The organism is Marinomonas pontica, from assembly GCF_026191375.1.
GTDB classification, from domain to species: Bacteria; Pseudomonadota; Gammaproteobacteria; order Pseudomonadales; family Marinomonadaceae; genus Marinomonas; species Marinomonas pontica.
Genome location: NZ_JAODTL010000050.1, coordinates 87,719 through 108,787 on the forward strand (window position 1 = coordinate 87,719; position 21,069 = coordinate 108,787).

The window sequence follows — 21,069 nt, forward strand, 5'->3', positions numbered from 1 at the left end:
GAATTTACTTTGAACAACAACGATATTTTACGCCGCCTTCGATACACGTTTGATCTAAAGGAGTTAGAGATAGTCGATATCTTTGCTGCGGCGGAGGGCGTTGCGTCACAAGAACAAATCACTGCGTGGCTAAAGAAAGAAGACGATGCCGGTTATGTTGAGATGATTGACGTGGAAATGGCGACATTTTTAAACGGTTTCATCAATACCAAGCGCGGCAAACGCGAAGGCCCGCAGCCTGTGCCGGAAAAGCGTTTAACCAACAACGCTGTTTTTATGAAGTTGCGCATCGCCTTAAATCTGCAAGCGGAAGAAATCCTCGACATCATGTCGCTAGCGGAATTCAATCTTAGCAAGCACGAACTTAGTTCTTTCTTTCGCAAACCAGACAACCGTCATTACTGCGAATGCAAAGACCAAATCTTGCGCAACTTCTTGATGGGGTTGCAAAAGCAGTTCAGAGCGTAAGCAACTGCTTTTCTCTTTCTCTGTTTTTTCTTAAAACCGCGGCCAATTTTGTCCGCGGTTTTTTTGTTTTTATTGGTTCTTGCCGTCATTGATTTCTGTCATTTTGTCTTGGTATTTCCCTCTCCACTCAGTGTACAAAGATTGCACTATATGGCTATTTCACCCTGCTGCACTTTGCGATATTAGCCGCTCATAATAAATATAAATGACAAACACAGAGTGGTATCCAACATGCTAATGAAAAATAAAGTCGCACAAGCGGTGATTATTGCAGGCCTATCTTCTCAAGGTTTTGCACTGGAATTAGGTGAATTTAATGGCACTCAATTCAGCGTAGGTGGCTATATTAAGGCAGAAGGTGTTTTTAATAACCCCGATGAAAGCGACAACTCGTTTGAAGGCAGCGCTAGCCAGTCTCGTTTGAATGTTACGACCAGCCGCAAAGAAGGCGACCACAGTTTGAAAGGCTTTATTGAAGGGGACTTCCGTGGCTCCTCTTCCGTGTTTCGCTTACGTCATGCGACTTTGACGGTGGATAATTTAACCGTGGGTCAAACTTGGACGGGACAGTTTTTTGCCAATGCGCCTTTTGACACCGAAATGATTAACTTCTACGGAACAGGCATCGGTACCGTATCGGGCAACGGCGCGGTTGTGCGACCAGACCTTGTTGCGCATTATGTAAAAGACGGCATGCGTTTTACCGCACAAGACCCACTTTACAGCAACGCCAGTCTTCCTGATTTGATTGCCGGATACACAGTACGCTCGGCAGAAGGTCATGCGTTTAACGTGACAGTGACAGGTCGTGATGTCGACACAACGCCTTCCGTGACGACGGACAGTGAGTCGAAATTTGGTACCGCTTTGTCGTTAGCGGCCAAATTAAAATTTGGCGATACCAGTGTGTCACTGAGTGGTTTCTCGGGAACGGGCGCCGCCATTTATGCGGGCTGGGGATACAACGGTGCAGCGGGAACAGCGGCGTCAGCTGAAATAGACAGTGATGGCGATCTATTGACGGTCAGTGGTTTCTCGGCAGGTATTGGCCACAAAGTAAATGATAAGTTACGTGTGAACCTACGTTACGGGCAAGTCAGCGCAGACGATTCTAGCTTGGACGATGATACACTGACCATTACGACGGCAAACCTGATTTATGCTTATCTTCCAGGTTTGGAAGTGGGTGTTGAGTTGCGTGATCAAAGCGCAGCGAGCAATGGCGCAGCAAGCGGTAGCATCGCAACGCGCCCTGCTGGACAGCAGGTGGAAGTGATGGCCATGTACAAGTTTTAAGAAAAGAGCACGAGCAAGAACAAACTGGGCTTTACCCTTTTGCCCAGTTTGTTTTTTTATGGTGTTAATGCGCAAAGTCTCGCAATGTTTGTGAAGGCAACTCCCCAATTTGTTCACGGTATTGAGCCGAGAATCTTCCTAAGTTTGTAAACCCATATTTCAATGCGACTTGCGTCACGTTTCGAACGCGTTCGTTATTTTTTAATTCAGCGTAAGCGCTTTCTAGTTTGAGTCGGCGCACATACGCTGATGGTGTTAGGCCAGCTTCTCTTTCAAAAAGGTTATACAGAGATTTACGGCTTATTTTGCAAACATCGGCTAATTCATCGATCGTGATATCGGCGGTAATATGATCCAGCACATAATTGCGCACGCGCTCCACATGACGATGCAACGATAAGGAGGTGAGCGGAGATTGGTTAAAGTTGCTGTTGAACATAGTCAAAATCGCGCTATTAAATAATCTGCAGTAATAGATCAAGGCGCGATCATACAGAGTACTTTTGTCTTGTTGTAACATGTCATTAAGCAAATTGAACAAAGGTCCCGTCATGGGAAAAACGTTTGCTTTATGCTCGAATTGAATGGGATCTTTTGTCGACATATAGCCGAATTTTCGTGCCGTCTGGTGCAAAAAGTCCGTTGGTATTTTGACGATGAGTTTCCGGCAATCTTTGGTGTTATGGGATTCAAATCGAGTGCCGGGCATGACCAAAATGGAGTCACCTGTGTTTAAGATACGCTCTTGGTTATTGGATTTACCGATGCTTTGACCGGCAAGAATGATGTGCAAAAAGTAGGCGTTCGTGTCTTTAGACGCACGAATAGTGGTGATTTCGCCTGCTTCGTATTCCAAAAAGACAGCGGTCCAAACTCTTTGAACCTTAACTTTGCGTACTTCTTCAGAGGCGTACTCTGAATAAAGCGATACTCTCCAAATCCTTTGTCCAGTAACACTTTCGTGAGCGTTTGCGAAGACGCGTCTGCGACCTCAAGGTCGTAGATAGAAAAATCAAACGTCATACTGACACCAATGCATTCATTATTTTTATAAGTTAGCAATCTGAGCAAGGCTTTGAATGGCTTTCCTCAGAGTCTAAAGTGTAATGCTTGAGGTGTGGACTTGGTCATCCAATTTAGTGCTGTGTATATAAATTATTGGTATAGTAAACAATATGATTTTATGTCTGCTAGACTGTTTCGATAAGGCATACAAAAGATCTGGCCATAAAAAAACGCCCTTCCGGGCGCTTTAGAAACAGACAAATATCGAATGGATTCGTTTACGCTGCGCCCACTGCGATGGCGTCAATGCGGTTTTCCTTCCACAGCATGACACGCAATCAAATGGCCTTGCTCTTCGCTTTCTTCGCTGTCCAATCTCAATATTGGCGTTTCGGTTTTACAGCGGTCGTTGGCGTAGCTGCAACGTCCGTGAAAAGCACAGCCAGATGGCGGATTCAGCGGCGAAGGCAGTTCGCCTTGCAGCTTGATACGCACACGGCGCTTATCCGGTGACAGCTGCGGCGTACTAGACAGCAATGCTAATGTATAAGGGTGTTTTGGGTTCTCGAACAGCTGTTCGCGAGAGCCTTGTTCCACCACTTTACCCAAGTACATCACCATCACGTCATCGGCGATGTGTTCGACCACAGACAAATCGTGGGAGATAAACACATAGCTCAAACCAAACTCTTCCTGCAAATCCATCATCAAGTTCAATACTTGTGCCTGAACGGACACATCCAGTGCCGACACGGGTTCGTCCGCGACAATGACATTTGGGTCGAGCATCAAACCGCGAGCGATGGCAATACGCTGACGTTGACCGCCAGAAAACATGTGCGGGTAACGGTCGTAATGTTCGGTTTTGAGGCCGACTTTCGCCATGATGGAAAGCGCTTTTGCTTTGCGTTCGGCTTTGGACAGTTTGGTGTTAATCACCAAAGGTTCTTCCAAAATAGCGCCGATTTTCTTACGTGGATTCAGCGAACCATATGGGTTTTGGAAAATAATCTGGATCTTCTGACGCAATTTGGCTTGAGCGTCCGCGCTTAATGCCAACAAGTCTTCACCAAGATGGGCCAACTTACCCTTGGTTGGTGTTTCGATCATCGTCAGCATGCGGCCAAGAGTGGATTTACCACAACCAGATTCGCCGACCACCGCAAGGGTTTTGCCTTTTTCAAGATTGAAGCTAATACCATCAACGGCTTTCACTACGGCGTCTGGCTTAAACAAACCTTGTTTGACGTGATAATGCTGCTTTAAATCTTCGGCTTTCAAAATTAAGCGGCTATCGTATGAATGGTCAGACTGATTCATGCGGCTGGTCTCCCCTTCGCGGTCCAATGGCGTGTGGCATTTCACTTGGCGATCAAGGTCGCCTTGGTTCGCAGGTTCTACCTTTGCGGCAATGATCGGTCGCATAAGGACAGCGCGGGCTGAGCAAGCAACCCAACGGGCGATCGTATTGACCTGGAACCACGCCAGGCAAGGCTTCTAGACGAGCTTTACCCGCAGCGGACTCAGGCAAAGAAGCCAACAGAGCTTGCGTGTAAGGATGTCTTGGTGTGCTGAAACCTCTGACGCTGGGCCGGATTCAACAATCTGACCCGCGTACATAACGATCACGCGATGCGCGACTTCGGCGACTAAGGCTAAATCGTGCGTAATCAACACCAAGCCCATTTGCTTCTTGCGTTGTAGCTCGATCAATAGATCAATGATCTGTGCTTGAATGGTCACATCCAGAGCGGTAGTTGGCTCATCGGCAATCAATAAACGTGGATCGCAGGCAATCGACATGGCGATCATCACTCGTTGGCTCATACCGCCAGAAAGCTGATGCGGATAATTGTCCAAACGCGATTCCGGTGCTGGTATGCCCACTTGCGTTAACAACTCAATAGCGCGCGCTTTCAGCTCTTTCTTGCTACCGCCTTGGTGGGTTTTTAACGCTTCCATGATCTGATAGCCCACGGTGAAACATGGGTTTAAGCTGGTCATTGGATCTTGGAAGATCATCGCAATGTCGGAGCCGGTTAGCTTACGACGTTGCTTTTCTGGCATCGCCAACAGATCTTGGTTATCAAATGTCAGTTGATCTGCGCTGACTTTTCCTGGGAAATCGATCAAGCCCATGATGGACAATGAACTGACACTCTTGCCTGAGCCAGATTCCCCAACGATGCCGAGAACTTCCCCTTCTTCGACCTTGTAACTGATGTTATCCACGGCGCGAAAATTGCCGAAGGTAACGCTTAAATTTTCCAACTGTAACAGTGACATAACAACCTCTCTACTGTTTCAACTTGGGATCAAGGGCATCACGCAAGCCATCACCCATGAGGTTAAACGCCAATACTGTGATCAAAATCATCAAACCGGGGAAGGTCACCACCCACCACGCGCGCTGAACAAACTGCAACGCATCGGCCAACATAGAGCCCCACTCAGGGGTCGGTGGTTGTGCGCCAAGGCCAAGGAAGCCCAACGCCGCCATATCTAGGATGGCGCTGGAGAAACCTAATGTTGCTTGCACGATCAATGGCGCTAAGCAGTTTGGCAATATACAAATAAACATCAAACGCAGCGGGCTAGCGCCAATTACGCGAGACGATGTCACATAATCTCGTGACATTTCGGCCATGGTCGCCGCGCGAGTCAAACGGACATAATGCGGTAATGAGACAATGGAAATCGCCAAGGCGGCATTCACAATGCTTGGCCCTAAGATCGCCACGATCGCAATGGCAAGCAACAAGCTTGGCATCGCTAACATGATGTCGACGATGCGCATGATGGCGGTGTCGATCACGCCGCGGAAATAACCTGCGACAAGACCCAATAAAATCCCCATTATCAAAGAAGCCGTAACCGCGACGATACCCACGGCAATCGAAAGGCGTGAACCGTAAATCAAACGAGATAAAATATCGCGACCAACGTCGTCTGTGCCTAAAACGTAAGACCAGTTACCGCCTTCTAGCCACGCTGGAGGCAGCAGTAAAGCATCCCGGTATTGGTCAGAAGGTGAGTGCGGCGCAACAACATTGGCGAAGACCGCCATGAAGCAAATCAGCACAATAAAGGCCAAGCCAGCCACCGCGCCCTTGTTGCTGCTGAAGTAGTGCCAGAACTCTTGTAATGGCGTCATAGGTACTGGTGCAGTGTGTACGCCGTTGTTTGTCGACGTTTCTGTAGAAGTTGTCATAACGTCTCCTTATCGGCTGTGTCGAATGCGTGGGTTAACAATGCCGTAAGTGATATCCACTAAGAGATTCACGACAATGATGATACAAGCGACGATCAAAATACCGCCTTGTACTACAGGATAATCACGGCGTCCGATGGACTCGATTAGCCATTTACCAATGCCCGGCCAAGCGAACACGGTTTCGGTCAGAATCGCACCGGATAACAAAATACCCACTTGCAAACCAATTACGGTAATCACTGGGATCAAGGCGTTACGTAACGCATGAATCACGATGACTCGCCAAGGTGCGATGCCTTTTGCTCGGGCGGTGCGAATATAATCTTCGCTTAATACTTCCAACATAGAAGAGCGCGTCATACGGGCGATAACCGCCATCGGAATGGTGCCGAGCACGATACTTGGTAAAATCAGATGAGACACCGCGGACGAAAACGCGCCTTCTTCACCAGACAATAAAGAGTCAATTAACATGAAGCCGGTAACATCGTCTATCCAATAGACCACGTCGATCCGCCCCGAAACGGGCGTCCAGCCTAAAGTGACGGAAAACACCAACATCAACAGCAATGCCCACCAAAAAATAGGCATCGAATAACCGGTAAGAGAAAACGTCATCACCGAGTGATCAATCACGGTTCCGCGTTTTACCGCCGCAAAAATACCCGCGGGCAAACCAATCAAAATCGCGAAAATAGCGGCACAGAAGGCTAATTCTATGGTCGCAGGAAATAGGGTTAGGAATTCTTTTCATCACGGGCTCACGAGTGATCAAAGAGTTGCCCAAGTCGCCTTGCAATACGCCAGACACATAGCGGAAGTACTGGACGTACAACGGCTGGTCAAAACCAAGTTGTGCACTTAGCTCGGCATGGCGTTCATCGCTCACACCACGTTCGCCGGCCATCACCTCGATAGGATCTCCGGGAATTAAGCGAATTAGGGTAAAGGTCAGCAAGGTAATCCCGATAAAGGTCGGAATGACGAGGCTTAGACGACGGAAAATAAATTGGAACATAAAGGACTGGCTCTCTTGAGATTATGTGATCGAGCAAACCGCTCGGTCAGCAAAACACTTACTCGCGTCCCAGCGAGTAAGTGTTTTGGTTCGTCCGAAGACTTTTTTATCAAAAGTACGACTTCAACATCGATTATTTGCTGACGTTGTAGAAGTAGTGACCACCAAGTGGGTCGATTTTGTAACCTTTCACTTCTTTACGAATTGGCTCGTACACAACAGAGTGAGCAACAGTGATCCAAGGGGCTTCACGTTTGAAGACAACTTGAGACTCTTCGTACAACTTAGTACGCTCCGCTTTGTCAGACGTTTGCTTCGCTTTTAGCAACAGGTCGTTGAACTCTTCGTTACACCACTGGGCACGGTTAGAGCCGCCAACGCCGTCACAACCTAGCAAAACGTAGAGGAAGTTATCTGGGTCACCATTATCACCAGTCCAACCTAGCAACACGGTATCGTGCTCGCCTTTTTTAGAACGGTTTAGGTATTCACCCCATTCGTAAGACACGATCTCTGCTTTTACACCGATTTTAGACCAGTCTTCTTGCATGATTTCAGCCATACGACGCGCATTTGGGTTGTATGGACGTTGTACTGGCATCGCCCAGATGTTGGTTGAGAAGCCATCTGGATAACCCGCTTCAGCAAGCAATTTCTTCGCTTTTACTGGATCGTATGGGTAATCCACAACGTTTTTGTTGTAAGACCACATAGTCGGTGGAATTGGGTTTTTCGCGACTTTACCTGCACCTTGGAACACCGCATCGATGATCGCACTCTTGTCTGTTGCTAAGCTCAGGGCTTGGCGAACACGAGGATCAGTGAAGGGTTTTTTCTGAGTATTAAAGGCCAAATAACCCACGTTCAAGCCTTCTTGGCTCATTAGGTTGATGTTTGGATCTTTTTCCATCTGCTTAAGGTCAGCTGGATTTGGGTAAGGCATCACATCACATTCGCCCGCTTTCAATTTTGCGTAACGAACAGACGCGTCTGGTGTGATAGAGAAGACAAGACGATCGATTTTTGCTTTGCCTTTCCAGTAGTCTTTAAACGCGGTGTAACGGATTAAAGAGTCCTTTTGGTACTGAACTTTTTGGAAAGGACCTGTGCCCACTGGATCGATGTCCAATTTCTCAGGTGTGCCTTTCTTCATGTAAAAATCCGCTTGCTCTTTAGAGAAAATAGACGCGAAGTCCATAGCAAGGTTGGCAATAAAAGGCGCTTCTGGTTGGTTTAGAACAAATTTGACGGTGTAATCGTCAACTTTGACCATTTCTTTGATCAAAGAATCCATACCCATGCCAGTGAAGTACTCATAAGAGCCGCCAGACACAGTGTGGTATGGGTTGTTTTTGTTGCCTTGGCGGTCGAAAGTGAAAATCACATCGTCGGCGTTAAAGTCACGTGTTGGTGTGAAGTCTTTAGAAGAATGGAACTTCACGCCTTTACGCAAATGGAAAGTGTATTCAAGGCCATCGCTAGACACATCGTAGCTGGTTGCTAAGCCTGGCTCTGTTTCAGTCGTACCCAATTTGAATTCGACTAAACGGTTGAACATGTTTTTAGACGTGGCATCAAAAGTGGTACCCGCAGTATAGAACGCTGGGTTGAAGCCTTCAGGGCTTCCTTCTGAACAATAAACCAAAGTGGAGGCAGCGTGAGCGGATGTGCCGATTGCTCCAGCAGCCATAAGTGCAAGCGTCAGTTTTGCTAACCCTTTTTTCATTGTAACTCTCCATTAGCATAATTATATTCGTGTCGAACACGTGGGAAGTCGAATCAAGGTATTCGTTACTTTTGTGATTGTCTCGGGTAGGTAAAGAGTCTTCTTTGCAGTGCGTTTCTTTACAGTTTAAAAAAACAAACCCCATTCAAACTCCTAGTTCGAATGGGGTTGTCCTGCCTCGTCCTTGAGCCCCCTTTAGCTATAAACGATGGAACTGAATGAACAGAACCATCAAAAACAGCGTCTCTGAAGAGTACTGAAGCCAATTTAAATAACCAATCGAAATAACGATATGGCCTATGCGTGTAACGAATACAGAATTTGCATAACAGCGGGGAAGCCTTGAAAACAATGGTTTTGCAGGAAAATTGACGCGTAAGGAATAGGGAAAAAAAGGATTATTTATTTTAGAAAACAGAAAAAAATGAAAAACGAGAGATTGAAAGAAGGTTTTTAGCGAGTTTTTGTATGGCTAAAAAGAGAACAACCCCTCCTTAATCCTCCCCTTGAAGATAAGGGGAGGAAACAAGCAACACCAGTTACTTTTTATCGAGTGCCTTTATTAGGACAGACGTGTCTTGGCGACCTCGGCCTTCTGCGATCAATGCCTGATAATCTTGATCAACGGCTTGTGTTAATGGAATCTTGAGTCCCATTTTCTCTGCTTGCGCAAGACACAGACCTAAATCCTTATGCATCCATTCGATGGCGAAGCCAAAATCAAACTCTTCTTTTGCCATGGTTTCGCCACGGTTTTCTAATTGCCAAGAGCCTGCGGCCCCGTATTTTAGCGTATCGACTAAGGTCGCAATGTCCAAGCCTGCTTTCTGAGCAAAGCGAATCCCTTCGGACAAACCGGATAAGACGCCGCCAATTAAAATCTGATTGACCATTTTGGCGATCTGACCATTTCCTACCGGCCCCATTAAGCGAGTGGCTTTGGCGTAACAATCAAGCACGGGCTGTGCTCGTTCGAGGTCGCTGTCTGTACCACCAATCATCACCGTTAACACGCCGTTGACGGCGCCCGCTTGGCCGCCTGAAACCGGCGCGTCCATGAAGAAGAAACCGCGCTCTTGAGCGGCTTGATGCAACTCTTTTGCTACTTCAGCAGACGCGGTGGTGTGGTCTATAAACAGCGTGCCTGCTTTTGCTTGCTGGAAGGCGCCATCAGCGCCCAAATAGACGGCACGCAGATCATCGTCGTTACCTACGCAGGTTAATACAATGTCGGCGTCTTTTGCCGCTAGTGCGGGCGTGGTAGCAAAGGTTCCTGTGTATTCCTCACGCCAGTTTTGTGCCTTTTGAGTCGAGCGGTTAAACACCACAACATCATGGCCTGCGTTGCTGACGTGTCCAGCCATTGGGTAACCCATGGTGCCAAGTCCGATGAAGCTCACTTTCATTGCTTTTCTCCTTACTGCATTGATTCAAGTTGTATTAAATCATACGGATTTATAGGTTGATTACGAGGTACAAAAAATGCTGAAACACAGCATACAGACGCAAAAAAGAGCGTTTTTTGGGCAAATGAAGCGAGGGACAGAAAAATAGAGCTTGCGCACTTACCCTGTGGATAACTTTGTGCAAGAAAAAAATGGCGAGCGATTATTTCGTAAAAATGCCGGAGTTTGTAAATAATCGTGCATATTTTGTACGATTTGTGTGCGTTCCTTCGGCTCAGTTTGGCATTGAGCAGATTGTCAATAGGGAATCTCAACAAAAAATCAGATTTTGATCCCGTCAATTTTTTGTGTTGAGATCGGTTCTCTTTTGAAACGCCGGCATTTCATTTTTAAAATTCAAATAAAAACGATAAAAAACAGTGAGTTGAGATCAAACTTTAGTCTTTATTAAATCGTGCAACGCGTGTGCTAAGGCCTCATTGGCCTGAGCGTCCAAGTGCACACCATCTACCTCGCTGGGCTGTAAAATGCCCGCTGCATTGAGGAAAATACATTTGTTGTGAACCGCCATATCTTGGTAGTGCTGGTGAAAATGTTGTGATTTTTCAATGGCACCCGCGAAACTTTCGGCCATAGCCCCTGTTGGGGATAAAATATTTGGCGGCGCGATGACCACCAAGGTCGGGTTAGGGAAATCGTGCGAATTCGGCATTCTTGACTTTTCAATCAGCTTTTCTACGCCTTTTGCCGCTTCATAGGCGCCCACATTGAAATGTCGCTTAAGATCGTTGGTGCCCAACATCAAGATTACAATATCGACTGGTCCAAAGGTTTCCAAAGCGGCTTGTAAATACGACAGACCGTTTCGGCCTTCTAAAAAGGGGTCATTCCAGATAGTGGTTCGACCCGGCAAACCAAAGTTAATAACCTGATGATGTTTGCCCAGCAGCTCATTTAAAATAGTGGGCCAACGTAGATGTTTGGGATACCGTCCGCCATTCGGAATGCTGCCCCAAGTAAGGGAATCGCCGTAACACAGAATCGTTGCCATGATCCTCTCCTTGCTTTTTTATTTGTCATTCGTTAGTGTAGTTAAAACAGAGCGTCTTCGAGCGAATATCACGCGCATTTTACGTTCGTGTTTACTGACAAATAACAATGAGAGCCAACGAGGCCCCAATGACAACGACTGACCCCCAATATTCGTCGCATGACGCGATCCATTCTGCGTTTGCGCGATTAAAACGCACGGCGCAGCAAACACCCTATCCTTTAGCGGAGAATCGCCTGCATTGTCTGCAGCAGCTGCAAGAGGCAATACAAGACCATGAAATAGCCTTGTTGGATGCGTTGCGAGCAGATTTTGGTCATCGTGCTCACGAGGAATCTCGATTGTTGGAGTTGGTGCCATTATTGGGAGAAATCAAACACGCTAAACGGCATCTTAACGCTTGGATGAAACCGTCCAAGCGTCGCGTCCACATGAGTGCCTTGCCTGCCAACGCTCAGGTGTTCTATCAGCCGAAAGGCGTGGTGGGTGTGATCTCACCTTGGAATTATCCGGTATTGCTGTCTCTAGGGCCTTTGGTGGGCGCATTAGCCGCGGGCAATCGAGTGATGCTGAAACTGTCGGAGTTTTGTCCTGCGACCAATCGAGTGATACGCGATATCGTGATGCGTGCCTTAGGGGAAGACTGGGTTGACGTAATAGAAGGCGAAGCTGACATCGCAAATGCGTTTAGCTTGCTGCCGTTTGATCATCTTTTGTTTACGGGTTCGACATCGGTTGGCCACATTATTATGCGCAATGCAGCGGAGCGTTTAACACCGGTGACATTGGAACTGGGCGGCAAGTCGCCTGTGCTGGTAGCGCCATCGGCGGATTTGAGAGACACCGCTAAAAAGTTGGTGTTTGGAAAACTCCTTAACGCAGGGCAAACCTGTGTCGCTCCAGACTATGTGTTGTGCCATCGCGATCAAAAGTCGTCATTGATTGACTATATAGAAGAGGAACTCGCGGCGTATTACCCGAAAGGCGTGCTGAGCCCTGATTATACCAGCGTGATCAATGAACGTCAGTTAGGGCGTTTACAGGGCTATTTAGACGAAGCCAAAGCCGCTGGCGTGCAGTGCGATAATCTCATGCCAAAAGGGCCAGAGACCCGTGACGGTAAACTGGCGTTTCATGTTCTGCACGAACCAGATGACGCGTTAAAAATAATGCAAGACGAGATCTTTGGACCGCTGTTGCCAGTGCTTATCTACGACGACATGGCCGATGCACTCGCGTACATTCAGCAACGGCCTAGGCCGTTGGCTTTGTATCTTTTTACTCAGCAAGCGACAGATCGCACTCAGTGTGAAGCGCACACAATCAGCGGCAGCTTGGTCATCAATCATACCCTAATCCAAGTGGCGCAAGCCGACCTGCCTTTTGGCGGCATTGGTGCGTCTGGCATGGGGTCGTATCACGCAGAAGAGGGTTTTCGCACCTTTTCCCACAACAAGTCGGTATTACACAAGCGTGGTATTAACCTGCTGGCGTTGTTTCGCCCACCTTATGGGCGTGTTATTCATCGCTTGGTGGCGAGGTTTTGGCCGCTTCTGTGATGGAAAAGGGTGGGCAACCGGCTTGGTTTCACCCATAAAAAATCCCACGATGATGCCTCGTCGTGGGATTTTTTGTTCTGTTGCTGGTTTATTTCAACGCATTGAGTCGGTTGGCAATGGCGTCGATTTCTTGGCTCATGCGGCTAAGATGGCTGGAGTCGCTGGCGTTGCTGCCAGTCAATTCCTGCAATCGGGACACAAACATGCTCAAATCTTGCGACACTTTTTGTTGTTCGCCAGCGGCCACAGAAATTTGCGTTGCTTGGTCGGTGATCTGAGAGAACGCGTTCACGACCTGCTGCAAATGCGCAGCGGTCGATTCGGCCGTGGCCACGGCACGCTCGGTTTCACTTTGTCCCAGTTCCATTGAGCTGACCGATTCTTTCGATGCGATCTGTAAGCGCCCAAGGACTTGCTCAATTTCCATCGCGGAGCTTTCACTCTTCGCCGCAAGGTTACGGACTTCGTCAGCAACCACGGCAAAGCCGCGACCTGTTTCACCCGCACGAGCGGCTTCTATTGCGGCGTTCAGTGCCAATAAGTTGGTTTGCTCGGCGATGTCACGAATCACGCTTAACATACCATTGGCGCGGCGGCTGTCTTCGTCGAGTTTCAGGATGTTGGTTTGTGCTTGTGTCATGGCGCTGGTGAGCGAGCGCATGGTTTCGATCACGGTGCTCATCTCTTTGCCGCTGTTGCGCACATCAGTATGAATGCGCTCCACAGTGTCTTTGGTCTCGTTGGCGTACATGGCCACATCGTGCGATGTGGCACCCAGTTCTTCTGTCGCTGCGGCTAACGTGGTGTTCTCATCGCTCAAGCTGTTGGCTTTGCTCAAGAAGTCATTGCTGAATGTGCTCAAGCGTCCTGCGTCTTTCACCAGGTTGGCAGATTCGATGTGAATTTGTTCTAGCAACTTTTTCAATTTATCGCCGTAAGCATTGACGGCTTGGCGCAAATCGCCCAATTCATTCAAGGTGCCTACGTCCAGTTCTTGCGTGCTGCCACCGTCGGCCAGCTCTTGTATTTGCTGAGTGGTTTGGTTGATTTTACTCAGCAAACTGCGGAAGTAAGAAATCGCAATGATGCTCACAATAATCAACAAAGCACCAATCACCAGCATGAGGAATAATCCCATGCTTTGGGCAATTTCTGTCATGCGGGCTTTTGGAACCACCAAGCCAACTGTCCAGCCGGTTTGAGGGTGTTTAAATAAGTCAACGTAAGCGGCGCCTTCTAAAATGTCATCGTGATCGATGGAAACTATTTGGTTTTTTCCTGCCAGTTTGCTCAATGCTGGTTTTAACCAAGGGGATTGCTCGCCAAGTTCTGTGGCGGTGAGCATGCTGCCATCGCTTTTAACTAGATTGGCTTTGCCTTTTGGAAAGCTAAGGACTTGCCCTGTTTGGTCAATGGCAAACACATAGCCTTGGTTTTCTGCGCCATATTGTTCTAGTGTGTCGGTAATGCCATCCAGCATCATGTCGACGGTAGCGACACCGGTAAACTTGCTGTCTTCTTTCATTGGAATGGTACAGGTCACCATAGGGATGTTGGTAACTGGATCAATGTAGGCTTCTGACCAAGCGCAGCGATTGACAGGGGAGGTTTTCCCAACGCTGTACCAGCCTTCATTATGGTAGCCCGATCCGGCAGGGTCGTTGTAATCATCTAGGTAGCTCATTTTGCTGCCATCGCGCCCCCAGAAAAAACTGCGGCGCTCAGTACCTTGAGTAAAGGCCGAAGGCTCTGGCCAGATGCCGCCACCCGCGATGCTTTTGTCATCGTGATTATTGATGATGTTAGGGAAAACTTTTTTGAACAAGGCTTCGTCTTTTGGGAGCTGAGTGCTGGCCAAAGCGAGTGTGCTGGTTAAAAGTTGGATTTTTTCGAGTTTGGCGCTGAGAAGTTCGCTCAGGCCTTTTTGGTTGACGGAGATTTGCTGTTGGCGTTCGGCCGTTAGGTCGGGTTTTACTTTCGTTTCAATAACAAGATAAATACTGGCAAGCGCGAGCAAAAGAATGATCACTAAGCCAATGTTTATTTGTTGTCGGATTCTGATCGGTGATTTCATAGCAACCTCAATCTTCGCAACATGGGGGATAACTAAAACAATAGTCTGATACAAAGACCAAGGGCAAGCGCATTTTTTACACAAATTGTAATAATAATAAAAAAGAAGACGTCCGAATGGTCGGGGTCTCATCGTTTACATCGGCGTATTCGCATTAATATAGGAGTATTGGATGAAGTCATTTTTTCTGTTCTTTACGTTCACACTAATCCTCGGCTGCAGCAATAAAGATGTGTACAGCAATTTGCAGCGCAGTCATGCGTTTTCGTGCCAGTCGTTAAAGGCGACACAACACGAGGAATGTATGAGTCAATACAGCGATTCATACGAAGATTACACCGCAAAACGCAATGGGACGTTGCGCCCATAAATTATTCTTTATTGCGGCTGGTTTTGTGCGGGTGCTCGCGCTAGCATGAGGAAATTTTCTGCGGAGCCTTGTCCATGTTTCAACTTGTTCTTCTTAGTAATCAACAACATATTGATGTGGGCAATGTATCGCTGTCTGCTGAATTAATGGGTTTGCCGAAAGACATTCCGATCAGCGTACAGCAGACGTGTTTAATGGGCGGTAAACAAGCGGGCTCCCGCTTGATCACATTAACCGTCGGCGATTCTGTGGTGCGCGTGGTGCCGACTCGCGGCATGGCGGTGTTGGATGTGCTCAGAAAGAATAAAACCGGAAAAGACGTGCGCTTTGGTTGGGATTCACCAGTCAAAGAAGTCGTTCACCCAAGCTTTATTAATCAAGAAGCCTCTGGCGGCATTGGCTGGTTGGATGGTTTTAATGAGATGGTCGTGCGTTGTGGGTATCAATGGGCAGGTCACCCAGGTCAAGATGGCGATGAGTTTTTGACCTTGCATGGTCGTATTCAAAATACGCCTGCCGACGAGGTGGTTCTAGAGGTAGAGCAAGTGCCGCCGTATCGAGTGAGTTTGCGTGGGCGCGTCGATGAAAAGCGTTTTAAGTTTACGAATTTCGAGCTACACACTGTCTTGTCACTGGCGCCGGACGAGCCATATTTGCTGGTTGAAGACACCTTGGTCAACAAAGGCAGCTATCCCCGAGAGTACCAAGCCATTTACCACAATAATTTTGCTCAGCCTATTCTGGAAAATGGGGCGCAACTGCATGTTCCCGTGGCGGAGTTATCGCCGTTTAACGACTACGCTGCAGGCGGATTGAATGATTGGAATAAGATGCCTGCGCCAACCCAAGACTTTGATGAAATGGTGTTTAATATTCGCCCGTTGAGTGACGAGAAGGGCTTTTCTCATGCCTTGTTACACAGCGCTAACGCGAGCCATGGTATTGAGGTGAGTTATCAGACCGACACCTTGCCAGTGCTGACCGTGTGGAAAAATACGGACACACTGGAGCAAGGTTACGTGGTGGGCATCGAGCCGGGCACCAGCTTCGCGTATAACCGTTTTTATCAGCGCGGATTGGGCTTGGTGCCGACGATTGCGGCTGGTGAGTCAAAACACTTTGTGGTGCGTTTTGGTTTGTTAACCAATGAAGATCAAGTCCAAGCAAGTATGGCGAATATCGCGCAATTACAAGGTACGCAAACGGCTCAAATATTGCCTACGCCGATTGTGCGCGTTGGTGAGTCATAGCGGTTCGAAAATAGCGCTCCCAATCGCCTGCTTCCATGTACGGTGCGTGGTCTAGGGATTGGTTGTAAACATAAATCCAGCCTCGACCGTAAGGGGAGAAAACGCGCTTTCTAATGTACAAAGAGCTATCGGGCGTGTTTGGGTCATAGCCTTCAAGCTGGTCCAAAGACGCCAGTATTTCGTCTGATACGTCGTACCATTCCACACGGATGCGTCCGCTTTCATCGTGAGTCGATACGATACCGGGAAAGTCGCCAAGGTTGTGCATACGAAACCCAGTCAACCAGCCTAATCCGATGCGTTTGCATTCTGACAATACGGTGTGATTATTCAGCCCCTCGCGAAGCGTTCCATATACGGCAACAATGTTTGTAGGCATGTTGAATTCCATCTAATACGAGTCAAAGTGTACACCATGAACGTGCCGAGGCGTCATTTCAAGAGCGACTGACCGAAATTACATTGTGATGACATAACCTTGATGTATTCATGAAGTTCGCCGCATTTTCCTGTCTTTTCTTATACGTTTTACGCCTTAGGTGCATGGCTTTTTTCATGATCGAGCAACCAACGTTTGCGCTCTAGACCGCCAGCGTAACCCGTCAAACTGCCGTCTTTACCGATGACACGATGACAGGGGATGACAATGGCGACGCGGTTCATGCCGTTGGCGCGGGCGACCGCTCGCACGGCTTTGGGGTTATTTAATCGAGTGGCTTGCTCTTGGTAACTGGCGGTCTCGCCATAGGGAATGGTGCCGAGCATTTGCCAAACGCCATTTTGGAAGTCGGTTCCTGGTGTGTGCAGCGGCACGCTGAACTCGGTTCTGCTGCCCAAAAAATACTCTTCTAACTCTTGCTTTAGTTGCGTGATGTGCGCATTTTCGCCTGCCATGATGGGGGCTTTCAAGCGACGTTGTAGGTCTTCAAATTCGGTTTCTAGCATGCGTCGGTCGACGAATTCTAGTAAGCAAATGCCTTCGTCTGTGGCGCAAACGAACATGGGACCAATTGGGGTGGTTAATCTGTCGATTAATATCACAGCGTTCTCCAAATGCAGAGTCGGCGAATGGCCGAGTAATTTTTTAAAAGTGTAACCGAAACCGCTTAATGAATCGTAACCCGAATCCAGTGCCGTATGCGTGGCGGTTTTGCCCGTTTTTAACTCCTGAAACGCGTGGTTTATTCGAAACATACGTTGGAAAGTTTGAAACGTCATACCGTAATGTTGGTTGAACCAGCGGCGTACGAAAATAGGGCGAATGCCCGCTTCTCTTAATTGTTGATCGGTGATTTTAGTCTTGGTGCTGTCTCGCACTAGGTGCATGGCGGCTTGCACTTCAGGGGGGCTTCGAACGCATTTTCAGTGGGGCGACAAACTTTGCAAGGCCGAAATCCTGCGTCCATGGCGTCTTTGAACTGGGTGTAAAACTCGACGTTTTCGCGTTTCGGTTTGCGTGCTCGACAGGTCGCAATACAAAAAATAGAGGTGGTTTTGACCCCCACAAAAAACGTCCCGACAAAGCTGGGTTCTCGGTTTAATAGGGCTTCATAGTATCGGTCGGCTTGTTTTTGGTCGGTAATGCGCATGGGGTGATCCGCTTGGCTGAATATCGTGAGAGAGCGTGCCTGATAGACCTAGGTTAGCGTGCTTTAATCTGCAGCAACAACCGAAAACTGGACGAGTATTTTATTACGTCGACGACTAAGTGTACGAATGTGTCATGAATATTGAATTTACTGCACCAATCAAGCGTAAATGTGTATTTGTTTGATGATATGGCCTATTTTGGTTTTATTTAATGATGCTTTATAAGGACGTTATATGCTTGGTACGATAGTGCTTCAATCCCCAAAGAAGTCGACGCATTTATTTTTATTGTTTCATGGTGTGAATGCCACCCCTGAAAGTTTACACCCGATCGCAACGATGTTGGCTCGATCCTATTTACACGCCGCGATTGTCTTGGTACAGGCGCCCTATGCATCTGATTTTGGTCAAGGTTATCAATGGTTTTCTGTCCAAGGTGTGACCGAGCAGAATCGCACACAGCGAGTTGAAATGGCGATGCCTGCTTTTGTTGAAACGGTACGTAATTGGCAGAAGAAAACGGGAGTGAATGCCGAGCAAACGACCTTAATTGGCTTTTCGCAAGGGGCGATTATGGCCTTGTCTTCGACACAAATGGTCGAGGACGTGTTAGCGGCAAGAATTGTGGCTTTGTCAGGGAGGTTTGCTACATTGCCCAAAAAAGGGGTCGATCAAACCCAAATTCATTTTATTCACGGCGATCAAGATAACGTGATCGATCATCGAATATCCCGAATCGCTCACGAAGCACTGTTGGCGCGCGGCGTGATGACCACGTATGACCTTATTCCCCATCTTGCGCACAGTGTGGACCAAACCGCTATTATGAGCTTATTCCAACGTTTGTCTGACGGTAAGTAACAGAAAGAATCTTTTGTCAGTCCACGCAATTCTCCTTATTATTCGTCCCTCTTTTTTACTCCAGCTTCTAATAAGAACAATGTAAGGACAATGTTATGGATTACAGTGTATTCACGGTTTCGCTTTTAATTGGTACTGGCTTTCTTGCTGGCATCATTAACACCTTGGCTGGTGGTGGCTCCAATCTGACGTTACCCGCTTTGATGGTAATGGGAATGCCCGCTGACATTGCGAACGCGACGAATCGTGTTGGGGTGTTTTTGCAGAATGTGGCGGCGACGTTTGGCTTTCGTAAAGCGAAGAAGCTGGATAATGCAGACATTCTTCCTGTGATGATTCCGTCGCTACTTGGCGGTGTTGTCGGTGCCTTTGCGGCCAGTTATGCGCCAGAAGCGTGGCTGAAACCCTTGTTATTAAGCGCCATGATTGGCATGACGGTCATCATGATTGTGCGACCCACCATGATTGCGCCGCCAGAAGGCACAGTGCCGTTCAAAGTGTCAGAAAAGCCAAGTGCTTGGATCGCTTTGTTTATCGCCGGTGTCTACGGTGGTTTTGTGCAGGCGGGGGTGGGTTTTATTTTGATTGCTGCGTTGGCTGGTACATTGCGTTATGACCTTGTTCGTACCAATGCGTTGAAAATGGTCTGTACGCTTGGCTTTACCGCCTTGGCGCTAGGCGTGTTTATTTGGAATGACCAGATCCTTTGGATTCCGGGGCTGATCCTAGCCTCCGGCACTATGCTGGGGTCTTATCTTGCGGTAAAAATGGCGATCAAGGCCAATCCTAAGCACTTAAAATGGTTTCTGTTTATCATGACAGTTTGTGGTAGTGCCGCGGCATTGTTGAGCGATTAGTTTGGCATAAAGACTGATTTCTTCTTCTATTGATTGTATAAAGTAAAAACATACCCCATTTAGGGGGGATGTTCAAAAATTGTATAAATAACGATCTGTTTTTCGATGGAAAAGAAAGTACCAAATATTATTTGGTCTGCTTGGAGTAAGCGTGGTTATTCGATATTTAGAGCAAGCGTTTGGGGTGGCGTCTTCGCATCCTGATTTTCGCTTCAGAGGCTTTTTGTTTTCAGCCCTTATATTAATTTCGTCGGGTTTTGGCTTCTTTAGTTTCTATAACGCCGTGATTGATTTTTATCCTCCGATGCTGATCGCCGATTTAATCGGTTTTTTCTCTTGTTTCATCGGCGGCTACTATTTGCTGGTGAAAAAACAGCCCAAAGTGGCCGCAGCCATTTTGCAGTTGATCGTTACGCTCATTACCTTTTTGTTTATCTTGGTGGATGGAAACGAAGAGTTTGCCCTTGCGTTTGCTTTTTTCACTCCAGTAATGGGAGCCTTTCTTTTAGGCTATAAATTTGGGTCAATATTGAGTGTTATTAACTTTGTTGGTATTTTTTATTTTTGTTTTACGCAAATGGATACTTGGCAGCCAGCGCCTTTTCTCCCTATCAATCTAATACATTTCTCTTTTGTTTATATCATTCTTTTGATTGTGTCCTTCTACTATGACTCTAGCCGTAGTAAAGCCTACCAAATGTTGGCAGAAGCTAATGTAAAACTACAAGAGCTTGCGACAACTGACGCTTTAACGAAATTACGCAATCGTCGTTATATTGACGATGCGCTACTAAATGCTACCAGTGATCGCTACATTGCGATGATCGATGTTGATGACTTTAAAAAAGTGAATGATCAGTTTGGTCATGATCAGGGTGATAAAGTATTGATCGAGCTTGCTAATGTTTTAAAAAGTAATGTCGACCCGCAGGATGTCGTAGGCCGTTGGGGCGGTGAAGAATTCATTATTATTTTTGCAGAGCAAAACCTCGCTCGATTAGAAGAAACGCTAAAGCAGATGAATCAAAGTGTTGCGAATACGAATTTTGCCATTGAGCAGCCGGTTACTATCAGCATTGGATTAGCTAGCCATAATGCCAGTAAGCATCGTGAGTGCGTACGCGCCATGGATCAAGCACTGTATAACGCCAAAGCTTGCGGAAAAAATACGTATAGTATTAGCTTTGCCGTTTAGCGCAAACGCGTCTGATTTTTCCAGTATCCATGTCTATTGTTTTGGCGGTTTTAGCACCGAAGGTATTTGGGTACGAGCAATGGTTAGTGCGGGGATGGTTTGATTCGCCACTCAAATGTTCCCCGCTTG

22 protein-coding genes are annotated in these 21,069 nt (G+C 47.4%); 8 read left to right on the forward strand and 14 right to left on the reverse strand.

What is annotated here, in order from left to right; all coding sequences use genetic code 11:
* Nucleotides 1-9: 9 nt before the first annotated feature.
* Nucleotides 10-468, forward strand: a complete 459-nt coding sequence (locus N5P32_RS13975; protein WP_265729642.1) for a YehS family protein — start codon at nt 10-12, stop codon at nt 466-468.
* 231 nt (nt 469-699) lie between these two features.
* Nucleotides 700-1,764 (forward strand): hypothetical protein, encoded by a 1,065-nt coding sequence (locus N5P32_RS13980; RefSeq protein WP_265729643.1) that lies wholly within the window; start codon nt 700-702, stop codon nt 1,762-1,764.
* Nucleotides 1,765-1,828: 64 nt separating this feature from the next.
* Here N5P32_RS13980 and N5P32_RS13985 read toward each other — a convergent pair whose 3' ends face one another.
* The 10 genes from N5P32_RS13985 to N5P32_RS14030 all read right to left on the reverse strand — a co-directional run bounded on the left by N5P32_RS13985 (nt 1,829) and on the right by N5P32_RS14030 (nt 11,184).
* Nucleotides 1,829-2,620, reverse strand: coding sequence for an AraC family transcriptional regulator (locus N5P32_RS13985; RefSeq protein WP_265729644.1), 792 nt, complete (start codon nt 2,618-2,620; stop codon nt 1,829-1,831).
* 452 nt (nt 2,621-3,072) lie between these two features.
* On the reverse strand, nt 3,073-4,089 hold the full coding sequence (locus N5P32_RS13990; protein ID WP_265729672.1) for a peptide ABC transporter ATP-binding protein: 1,017 nt from the start codon (nt 4,087-4,089) through the stop codon (nt 3,073-3,075).
* A 52-nt stretch (nt 4,090-4,141) separates the two neighbouring features.
* Nucleotides 4,142-4,309, reverse strand: a complete 168-nt coding sequence (locus tag N5P32_RS13995; RefSeq protein ID WP_322783874.1) for an ABC transporter ATP-binding protein — start codon at nt 4,307-4,309, stop codon at nt 4,142-4,144.
* Nucleotides 4,267-5,055, reverse strand: coding sequence for an ATP-binding cassette domain-containing protein (locus tag N5P32_RS14000; RefSeq protein ID WP_265729646.1), 789 nt, complete (start codon nt 5,053-5,055; stop codon nt 4,267-4,269). The genes N5P32_RS13995 and N5P32_RS14000 overlap by 43 nt, the downstream gene beginning before the upstream one ends.
* A 10-nt stretch (nt 5,056-5,065) precedes the next feature.
* Nucleotides 5,066-5,980 (reverse strand): dipeptide ABC transporter permease DppC, encoded by a 915-nt coding sequence (gene dppC, locus N5P32_RS14005; RefSeq protein ID WP_265729647.1) that lies wholly within the window; start codon nt 5,978-5,980, stop codon nt 5,066-5,068.
* Nucleotides 5,981-5,989: 9 nt separating this feature from the next.
* Complete coding sequence (locus N5P32_RS14010; protein WP_265729648.1) at nt 5,990-6,658, reverse strand: ABC transporter permease subunit; 669 nt, start codon at nt 6,656-6,658, stop codon at nt 5,990-5,992.
* Entirely contained in the window at nt 6,612-7,001 is a 390-nt protein-coding gene (locus N5P32_RS18365; RefSeq protein WP_265729649.1) for an ABC transporter permease, read from the reverse strand. Before N5P32_RS18365 ends, N5P32_RS14010 begins: the two co-directional genes overlap by 47 nt.
* A gap of 133 nt (nt 7,002-7,134) precedes the next feature.
* The gene (locus tag N5P32_RS14020) at nt 7,135-8,727 is read right to left on the reverse strand and encodes an ABC transporter substrate-binding protein (RefSeq protein WP_265729650.1); all 1,593 of its coding nucleotides are present in this window, start codon (nt 8,725-8,727) and stop codon (nt 7,135-7,137) included.
* 539 nt (nt 8,728-9,266) lie between these two features.
* Nucleotides 9,267-10,133, reverse strand: a complete 867-nt coding sequence (locus tag N5P32_RS14025; RefSeq protein WP_265729651.1) for an NAD(P)-dependent oxidoreductase — start codon at nt 10,131-10,133, stop codon at nt 9,267-9,269.
* Nucleotides 10,134-10,563: 430 nt separating this feature from the next.
* Complete coding sequence (locus N5P32_RS14030) at nt 10,564-11,184, reverse strand: SGNH/GDSL hydrolase family protein (protein WP_265729652.1); 621 nt, start codon at nt 11,182-11,184, stop codon at nt 10,564-10,566.
* Nucleotides 11,185-11,312: 128 nt separating this feature from the next.
* Between N5P32_RS14030 and N5P32_RS14035 the strand changes: the two genes are divergently transcribed.
* Complete coding sequence (locus tag N5P32_RS14035; RefSeq protein WP_265729653.1) at nt 11,313-12,743, forward strand: coniferyl aldehyde dehydrogenase; 1,431 nt, start codon at nt 11,313-11,315, stop codon at nt 12,741-12,743.
* An 88-nt stretch (nt 12,744-12,831) separates the two neighbouring features.
* Here the strand turns inward: N5P32_RS14035 and N5P32_RS14040 are convergent, their stop codons facing one another.
* Nucleotides 12,832-14,817 (reverse strand): methyl-accepting chemotaxis protein, encoded by a 1,986-nt coding sequence (locus N5P32_RS14040; RefSeq protein ID WP_265729654.1) that lies wholly within the window; start codon nt 14,815-14,817, stop codon nt 12,832-12,834.
* Nucleotides 14,818-14,989: 172 nt separating this feature from the next.
* Between N5P32_RS14040 and N5P32_RS14045 the strand changes: the two genes are divergently transcribed.
* Both N5P32_RS14045 and N5P32_RS14050 read left to right on the forward strand, forming a co-directional pair.
* Nucleotides 14,990-15,187 carry a hypothetical protein gene (locus N5P32_RS14045; protein WP_265729655.1) on the forward strand — a complete coding sequence of 66 codons (198 nt, stop codon included), beginning with the start codon at nt 14,990-14,992 and terminating at the stop codon, nt 15,185-15,187.
* Between the two features lie 74 nt (nt 15,188-15,261).
* On the forward strand, nt 15,262-16,437 hold the full coding sequence (locus N5P32_RS14050) for an aldose 1-epimerase family protein (RefSeq protein ID WP_265729656.1): 1,176 nt from the start codon (nt 15,262-15,264) through the stop codon (nt 16,435-16,437).
* Here the strand turns inward: N5P32_RS14050 and N5P32_RS14055 are convergent.
* The 3 genes from N5P32_RS14055 to N5P32_RS14070 all read right to left on the reverse strand — a co-directional run bounded on the left by N5P32_RS14055 (nt 16,406) and on the right by N5P32_RS14070 (nt 18,026).
* Entirely contained in the window at nt 16,406-16,816 is a 411-nt protein-coding gene (locus tag N5P32_RS14055; protein ID WP_265729657.1) for a gamma-glutamylcyclotransferase family protein, read from the reverse strand. The genes N5P32_RS14050 and N5P32_RS14055 overlap by 32 nt on opposite strands.
* Nucleotides 16,817-16,965: 149 nt before the next feature.
* Nucleotides 16,966-17,763: a bifunctional transcriptional activator/DNA repair enzyme AdaA gene (locus tag N5P32_RS18070; protein WP_322783875.1), complete on the reverse strand. Its 798-nt coding sequence runs from the start codon at nt 17,761-17,763 to the stop codon at nt 16,966-16,968.
* Complete coding sequence (locus N5P32_RS14070) at nt 17,754-18,026, reverse strand: Ada metal-binding domain-containing protein (RefSeq protein WP_265729658.1); 273 nt, start codon at nt 18,024-18,026, stop codon at nt 17,754-17,756. The genes N5P32_RS18070 and N5P32_RS14070 overlap by 10 nt, the downstream gene beginning before the upstream one ends.
* Nucleotides 18,027-18,261: 235 nt before the next feature.
* On the opposite strand from N5P32_RS14070, the gene ypfH reads away from it, so the two are divergent.
* The 3 genes from ypfH (at nt 18,262) to N5P32_RS14085 (ending at nt 20,940) form a co-directional block, all read left to right on the forward strand.
* A complete protein-coding gene (gene ypfH / locus N5P32_RS14075; RefSeq protein WP_265729659.1) occupies nt 18,262-18,888 on the forward strand; it encodes an esterase in 627 nt (208 codons plus the stop codon).
* A gap of 95 nt (nt 18,889-18,983) precedes the next feature.
* Nucleotides 18,984-19,745, forward strand: a complete 762-nt coding sequence (locus tag N5P32_RS14080; RefSeq protein ID WP_265729660.1) for a sulfite exporter TauE/SafE family protein — start codon at nt 18,984-18,986, stop codon at nt 19,743-19,745.
* A 151-nt stretch (nt 19,746-19,896) separates the two neighbouring features.
* Nucleotides 19,897-20,940, forward strand: a complete 1,044-nt coding sequence (locus N5P32_RS14085) for a GGDEF domain-containing protein (protein ID WP_265729661.1) — start codon at nt 19,897-19,899, stop codon at nt 20,938-20,940.
* The last annotated feature ends 129 nt before the right edge of the window (nt 20,941-21,069 follow it).